Below are 567 nucleotides of genomic sequence, written 5' to 3' on the forward strand. Positions count from 1 at the left end.
CCAGGTGTTTGAGAAACATATCGCCGAACCGATGAAGAATGTCAAAGTCGATAACACAGCGAAAATGCACTGGATCAACGTCTTCGATTCTATAGAAAGCAGGGTGATGGCTCATTACATGCTTTCGCTGTGCAAACGGGCGTTTAGGTTCTGCGTTAACAGAAGTGTGATCGCCTCAAACCCACTCGAGGGATTACTGCCATCTGATGTCGGGCAAAAGCCTAAAAAGAGAACTCGCAGGATGGACGATGACGATCTGCGCAAAATCTATCAGTGGTTGAAAAGCCATATGTCGATAGAGTCCGTTTTCCTGGTGAAATTTATTATGCTTACCGGATGCCGTACGGCTGAGATTCGACTTAGTGAGAGATCATGGTTTCGATTGGATGATAATGAGTGGGTCGTGCCTGCGGGCAGTTATAAAACTCGGGTACATATTAGAAGGGGACTCTCAGACGCCGCCGTTAACCTGGTCAGAAATCACCTCAAGAAAATAAACACCAATCACCTGGTGACTTCACAACGTAAAATTGATGGCGGGATCAAAGATTCGCCCGTTCATTCACC

At 46.4% G+C, this 567-nt stretch carries 1 protein-coding gene; it reads left to right on the plus strand.

Annotated features, from left to right (window positions below; all coding sequences use genetic code 11):
* Positions 1–31: 31 nt before the first annotated feature.
* Positions 32–567 (plus strand): tyrosine-type recombinase/integrase (locus tag HZY94_RS09845; protein ID WP_373683192.1); only part of this gene is annotated, 536 nt, incomplete at its 3' end.

This window comes from Streptococcus danieliae, from assembly GCF_013415245.1.
GTDB classification, from domain to species: Bacteria; Bacillota; Bacilli; order Lactobacillales; family Streptococcaceae; genus Streptococcus; species Streptococcus danieliae_A.